This window comes from Xanthomonas sp. SHU 199 (genome assembly GCF_000364665.1).
Lineage (GTDB): Bacteria > Pseudomonadota > Gammaproteobacteria > Xanthomonadales > Xanthomonadaceae > Xanthomonas_A > Xanthomonas_A sontii.
In genome coordinates this window covers 1-6,026 of the sequence record NZ_AQOI01000168.1, presented here as the reverse complement: position 1 = coordinate 6,026, position 6,026 = coordinate 1, and the positions used below count along the sequence as shown (strand labels likewise).

The window sequence follows — 6,026 nt, the reverse complement described above, 5'->3', positions numbered from 1 at the left end:
TCACCCCAACCCCTCTCCCGGCGGGAGAGGGGCTCGCTACGCTGGCTTGCCGGTGATTTCGTTTTGTCTGTAAAGGACGCTTGACAGCCGACCTTGGCGCGCGCATTCTCCTGTCAAGCGTGCTTGACAGGGGAAAGGTCGGCACGGCATACGCGGCAGCCGCGAGGGTGCCGGATCGGGGATCGGCTGAGTATCGGGGACAGATGATGGGCAACTGCAGGCGCAACGCGATCGTGGTGCTGTGCGTGAGTCTGGCGCTGCTGGCGGCGGGGGCCTGGCTGCCGCTCGGCGGCAGCGACTATCTGCGTGGGGTATGCATGGGCGTCGGCATCGGCGGCCTGTTCATGGCGCTGCTGCTGTGGTGGTCGCGGGGCAGCCTGGCCGACAGCGCGCCGCGGGCGCTGGCGCGGCGCTACTACCGCGAGTTCTTCCCGCCGATGGGCGCCTACGTGGTGGTGATGCTGTTCTGGAAGCGCCTGCTCGACAGCGTCGACGCGCACTGGCTGCGCGTGGTGGTCGCGCTGCTGCCGGCATTGACGTTGGCGCTGGTGATCCGCGCGGTGGCGCGTTTCGTGCGCGACTCCGACGAACTGCAGCGGCGCATCGAGCTGGAGTCCATCGCCATCGCTGCCGGGCTGACCTGTGGCGTCTACATGGCCGCCGGCTTCCTGCAGGCGGCGCAGGTCATCGCGGTGCCGGCCTCGAGCGCGATGCTGTGGGTGTTTCCCGCGCTGTGCATGACCTATGGGGTGGTCAAGGTCGCGAACGCGCGCCGCTACCAATGAACAGCCGCATCCGCGAACTGCGCGAGGCGCACGGCTGGTCGCAGGGCGAACTGGGCGAGCGGCTGGGCGTGTCGCGACAGACCATCAATGCGCTGGAGACCGGCAAGTACGATCCGAGCCTGCCGCTGGCGTTCCGTATCGCGCGGCTGTTCGCGCACAGCATCGAGCAGGTGTTTCTGTTCGATGAAGGCGAGTAACCGCGTACTCCGTTCCATGCCCCACCGGGCACCGACGACGCCATGTTCCGGCATGGCATTCTGCAAGCCATGAACTCAAGGATGCGAACCATGCGACACCCCTCCCGGCCGTTCGCCATCGCGGCGGCCACCCTGTTGCTCGCCGCCTGCCAGGCGGCCCAGGCACCGACGCCGCAGACGTCCGAACGCAGCTACGGCGCGCTGCGCTTCCACCCGTGCACGCTGACCAATCCGGTGGCCTCCAACAACGTGCCGGCGCAGTGCGCGCGCATGGCGGTGGCGGAGAATCCGGCGGCGCCGAACGGCCGCAAGATCGAACTCAACATCGCCTGGCTGCCGGTCACCGGCGAGGGCGGCAGCGACCCGGATCCGGTGTTCTTCCTCGCCGGCGGTCCCGGCCAGGCCGCTACCCAGGTCGCCAGCATCGTCGACATGGCGCTGCGCGAGACCCGCAAGCGCCGCGACGTGTTCCTGATCGACCAGCGCGGCACCGGCCAGTCCAATCCGCTGAGCTGCCTGGGACCGGACGGCAAGGAGATGCCGCTGGCCGATCCGGCACGCGCGCCCACCGCGAACGAACTGGTCGATTACGCGCGGCGCTGCGCGCAGTCGCTGCAGGGCCGCGCGGATCCTCGCTACTACACCACCACCCAGGCGATCGGCGATCTGGATGCGGTGCGCGCCGCGCTGGGCGTGGACAAGATCAACCTGATCGGCGGCTCCTACGGCACCCGCGTCGCCCAGCAGTACGCGCGCCGCTACGCGCCGCACGTGCGCAGCGTGGTTATCGATGGCGTGGCGCCAAACGACCTGGTGGTCGGCGGCGAGTTCGCCACCACCTTCGAGGATGCGATCGCCCTGCAGGCCGAGCAGTGCAAGGCCGATCCGGCTTGCGCCAAGCGCTTTCCCGCCGATACCCGCACGCAGTTGCGCGCAGTGGTGGAGCGGCTGCGGCAGGCGCCGGTGGAGGTGGACTACCGCGATCCGGCCAGCGGCCAGAGCCGCCACGACCGGGTCACCGCCGACACCGTCACCAGCCTGGCGTTCTCGTTCTCCTACGCGCCGCAGACCGCGTCGCTGCTGCCGCTGGTGCTGGACGAAGCGGCCAACGGCCGCTACGGGCCGCTGATGTCGCTGGCAAAGATGATGGGCGGGCAACTGGACGGGCAGATGAATCGCGGCATGCAGTGGTCGGTGATCTGCGCCGAGGACGCCGACCGCTACCGCGCGCCGCAGACGCACGACACGCTGCTCGGTCCGGAAGTGGCGCAGATGTTCTTCGCGCCCTGCCCGGTGTGGCCCACCGGCACCCGGCCGGCCGACTTCACCGCGCCGTTCACCTCGACCTTGCCGGTGCTGCTGACCTCCGGCCAGCTGGATCCGGTGACGCCGCCGCGCTACGCCGAGCGCGTGCTCAAGGGCCTGCCCAACGGCCGCCACCTGGTGGTGCGTGGCCAGGGCCACGGCACCATGACCCTGGGCTGCATGCCCAAGCTGCTCGGCCAGTTCTTCGAGACCGCCGATGCCAAGCACCTCGATGCCACCTGCCTGGACGCGATGAGCGGCGTGCCGGCCTTCACTTCATTCAACGGATGGGAACCATGAGCTGCGCAGCGTTCGACAGGGAGGGGCAGGCATGATCGTCGCCGACAATCTGCACAAGGCATTCAAGACCCGCGCCGGCGCCGTGCAGGCGGTGCAAGGGGTCAGCTTCCAGGCTGCCGACGGCCAGATCACCGGCCTGCTCGGTCCCAATGGCGCCGGCAAGACCACCACCTTGCGCATGCTGTACACGCTGATGGCGCCGGACCAGGGCCAGGTGCGCGTGGACGGCGTCGACGTGGGCCAGGATCCGATGGCGGTGCGGCGCGCGCTGGGCGTGCTGCCGGATGCGCGTGGCGTGTACAAGCGGTTGACCGCGCGCGAGAACATCGCCTACTTTGGAGAGCTGCACGGGCTGTCGGCGGCACGTATCGCCGAGCGTACCCGGTTGCTGTCGAAGGCGCTGGACATGGACGACATCCTCGACCGCCAGACCGAAGGCTTCAGCCAGGGCCAGCGCACCAAGACCGCGATCGCCCGCGCGCTGGTCCACGACCCGCGCAACGTGATCCTGGACGAACCCACCAACGGCCTGGACGTGATGACCACGCGCGCATTGCGCGGCTTCCTGCGCGAGCTGCGCGAGGAAGGGCGCTGCGTGATCTTCTCCAGCCACATCATGCAGGAGGTGGCGGCGCTGTGCGATCGCATCGTCATCATCGCCAAGGGCACGGTGGTGGCCGCCGGTACCGCCGATGAACTGCGCGCCCTGACCGGCGAACCCAATCTGGAAGACGCCTTCGTCAAGGCGATCGGTAGCGACGAGGGACTGCACGCATGAGCCTGCTCCGTACCGTATTCACCGTGATGCGCAAGGAATTGCGCGACCTCTCGCGCGATCGCCGCACCCTGGCGCTGGCGCTGCTGCTGGGCCCGCTGCTGTATCCGGCGCTGATCCTGGGCATGGGCGCGCTGGCCGAGAGCCGCGTGCGCACCCAGATCGACAAGCCGCTGGACATTCCGGTGATCGGCCGCGAACGCGCGCCGAACCTGGTGGCCTTCCTCGCCGCGCAGGGCTTGAACGCGGTCGCGCCGCCGAAGGACCTGACCGGCGCGATCCGCAGCCAGGACGTGGACCTGGCGCTGAAGATCGACGAGGACTACGCCAACGCCTGGCACGAAGGACGCCCGGCGCTGGTGGAGATCATCAAGGACAGCACCCGCCGCGACGCCGACATCCCGACCCAGCGGGTGCAGGCCGCGCTGAGCATGTACGGCCAGCAGGTCGGGGCCTTGCGCCTGCTGGCGCGCGGCATCGACTCGCAGGTGTCGCGGCCGCTGGACGTGGCGCTGCAGGATCTGGCCACACCCGAAGCCAAGCGCGGTGCATTGCTGGCGATGCTGCTGCCGGTGCTGCTGACCATCACCTCGTTCATCGGCGGCGCGTACCTGATCCTGGACGCCACCGCCGGCGAACGCGAGCGGCAATCGCTGGAGCCGCTGCTGGCCACCCCGGCCTCGCGCAGCGCCATCGTCAGCGGCAAGATCGCCGCGGCCTGCGTGGTCGGCCTGGTGTCGCTGCTGCTGACCCTGCTCGCGTTCAAGCTCAGCGCGCAGGTGGCCAGCGGCATCGGCCGCCAGCTCAACGTCAGCTTCGTGGCCATGCTGCAGATGCTGTTCGTGCTGCTGCCGATGCTGTTCATCGGCACCTCGCTGCTGACCTATCTGGCGGCCGCGGCCAAGAGCATGAAGGAAGCGCAGAGCCACATGACCTGGCTGATGCTGCTGCCGATGCTGCCGGGCTATGCGTTGATGGTGTATCCGCTGAAGACCACGCTGTGGCAGTTCGCGGTGCCGTTCCTGGCGCAGAACCAGATGTTGATGAAGATCATCCGCCGCGAGACGATCGATCCGCAGATCTGGGCGGTGTACCTGCTCACCGGTTTCGGCCTGGCCGCGGTGCTGTGGCTGGCGGCGGTGCGCCGCTACCGGCAGGAACAGCTGGCGATCTCCAGCTGAGCAGGAGGCGGCGCGCGGGCCGGGTCCGCGCGCTGCACGCCCGTCGTCGCGGAGCCGCGCAGGAAACGCGATCGTGATGCACACTCGCTGCGCGCAGCGGCGTTGTCCGTCCTGCCGATGCTTCCTCCGCAGCGAGCCTTTGCATGTCTCCAGATCCACACGATGCCCCAGCAATGATGGCGGCCGGCGGCAGGCGCCTGCTGGTGCTGGGCGAGGCGCGCATCCTGCAGCCGGGAAGGGTGCGCTGGCTGCGGGCGCTGCTCTGGGCGATCGCGTTGCTGGCGCTGATGATCGTCGTGGCGACGGCGGTGCCGCTGCTGTGCGCCAGGCTGCTTCCGCCGGGCGCGGATCGGCTCGCGCCGTATGCGACGGCGCTGACGGCCGCCGTGTTCTACGCAATCGCGGTGCGCCTGGGCGAGCGGCGCTGGCCGGCGGAACTCGCCTGGCGCGCCGCGCCCTTGCAGTTGGGCGTGGGGCTGCTGTTGGGGGCGGCCATGTTCGCGGCGGTGATGGCGATCATGGCGGCGTTCGGCGTCTACACGATCCGCTGGACCGGGGCGGCGCCGGTGTGGGCGCCGCTCGGGAAGGCGTTGCAGGCCGGCGTGGTGGAAGAGCTGATGTTGCGCGCGATCCTGTTGCGGCTGCTGTGGCGCGCGTTCGGGCCATGGTTGGCGTTCGCGCTGTCGGCGCTGCTGTTCGGCCTGGCCCACCTCGGCAATCCGAACGCGAGCGTGTTCGCCGCATTGTGCATCGCGGTGGAGGCGGGCGTCATGCTGGGCGCGTTCTATGTGCTCAGCGGCCGGCTCTGGGTCTCCATCGGCGTGCATGCGGCCTGGAACTTCACCCAGGGCTATCTGTTCGGCGCGGCGGTATCGGGGACCGACATGGGGCCGGCGATCGCGCGCAGCACGGCGCAGGCCGGGATGCTGGAATGGTTGAGCGGTGGCGCGTTCGGTCCGGAGGCCTCGCTGCCCGGCTTGCTGGTGTGCACGGTGGTGGGCGCGATCGCGACCTGGATGGCCTGGCGCAAGGGGCGCTTCGGCGTCTCCGCGCGCAGTGCTGGCATGACACCGACGTCCTGATCGCGCTTGTCGACGTGTTGCGGTCGGCGCGGTGTTGCGCCTGAGCGTTCTCTGCGCGCCCGGCCGCTGCCGGGCACGCAGGTGTCATTGATGGGCTCAGCCGCCGGGATTGAACGCCAGCGTGCGGCGGGTGGTCACCGGCGCGCCGACCGGTTCGAAGCGCCAGCGCTTGGTGGCGTTCAACGCCTCGCGGTCGAACACCCGCGGCGGCGTGGAGCGCAGCACGCGCGCATTGGTGACCGCGCCGTCGGTGCCGACGGTGATCTCCACCAGCACTTCGCCCGCGGTACCCGAGCGCAGTGCTTCGGGCGGATAGCGCGGCGCCGGGGTGCTGATCGGGCGCAGCGTTTGTGCGGTGGCGGCAGCGGCCGGCGCGGCCGCGGGGGCTGCTGCCGGTGCCG

General features: G+C 69.8%; 7 protein-coding genes. 6 read left to right on the top strand and 1 reads right to left on the bottom strand.

What is annotated here, in order from left to right:
- Nucleotides 1-206 precede the first annotated feature (206 nt).
- The 6 genes from D183_RS0107355 (at nucleotide 207) to D183_RS0107330 (ending at nucleotide 5,625) form a co-directional block, all read left to right on the top strand.
- Nucleotides 207-785 carry a hypothetical protein gene (locus D183_RS0107355; RefSeq protein WP_026144274.1) on the top strand — a complete coding sequence of 193 codons (579 nt, stop codon included), beginning with the start codon at nucleotides 207-209 and terminating at the stop codon, nucleotides 783-785.
- On the top strand, nucleotides 782-982 hold the full coding sequence (locus D183_RS0107350) for a helix-turn-helix transcriptional regulator (RefSeq protein WP_017908434.1): 201 nt from the start codon (nucleotides 782-784) through the stop codon (nucleotides 980-982). Before D183_RS0107355 ends, D183_RS0107350 begins: the two co-directional genes overlap by 4 nt.
- Before the next feature lie 90 nt (nucleotides 983-1,072).
- A complete protein-coding gene (locus D183_RS0107345; protein WP_017908433.1) occupies nucleotides 1,073-2,587 on the top strand; it encodes an alpha/beta fold hydrolase in 1,515 nt (504 codons plus the stop codon).
- Between the two features lie 31 nt (nucleotides 2,588-2,618).
- Complete coding sequence (locus D183_RS0107340; RefSeq protein WP_017908432.1) at nucleotides 2,619-3,365, top strand: ABC transporter ATP-binding protein; 747 nt, start codon at nucleotides 2,619-2,621, stop codon at nucleotides 3,363-3,365.
- Nucleotides 3,362-4,543, top strand: a complete 1,182-nt coding sequence (locus D183_RS0107335; protein ID WP_017908431.1) for an ABC transporter permease — start codon at nucleotides 3,362-3,364, stop codon at nucleotides 4,541-4,543. The genes D183_RS0107340 and D183_RS0107335 overlap by 4 nt, the downstream gene beginning before the upstream one ends.
- A gap of 173 nt (nucleotides 4,544-4,716) precedes the next feature.
- On the top strand, nucleotides 4,717-5,625 hold the full coding sequence (locus D183_RS0107330) for a CPBP family intramembrane glutamic endopeptidase (RefSeq protein WP_017908430.1): 909 nt from the start codon (nucleotides 4,717-4,719) through the stop codon (nucleotides 5,623-5,625).
- Between the two features lie 96 nt (nucleotides 5,626-5,721).
- On the opposite strand, the gene D183_RS24205 is transcribed toward D183_RS0107330, so the two are convergent.
- The coding region (locus D183_RS24205; protein WP_039726467.1) for an energy transducer TonB at nucleotides 5,722-6,026 on the bottom strand (305 nt) is incomplete at its 5' end.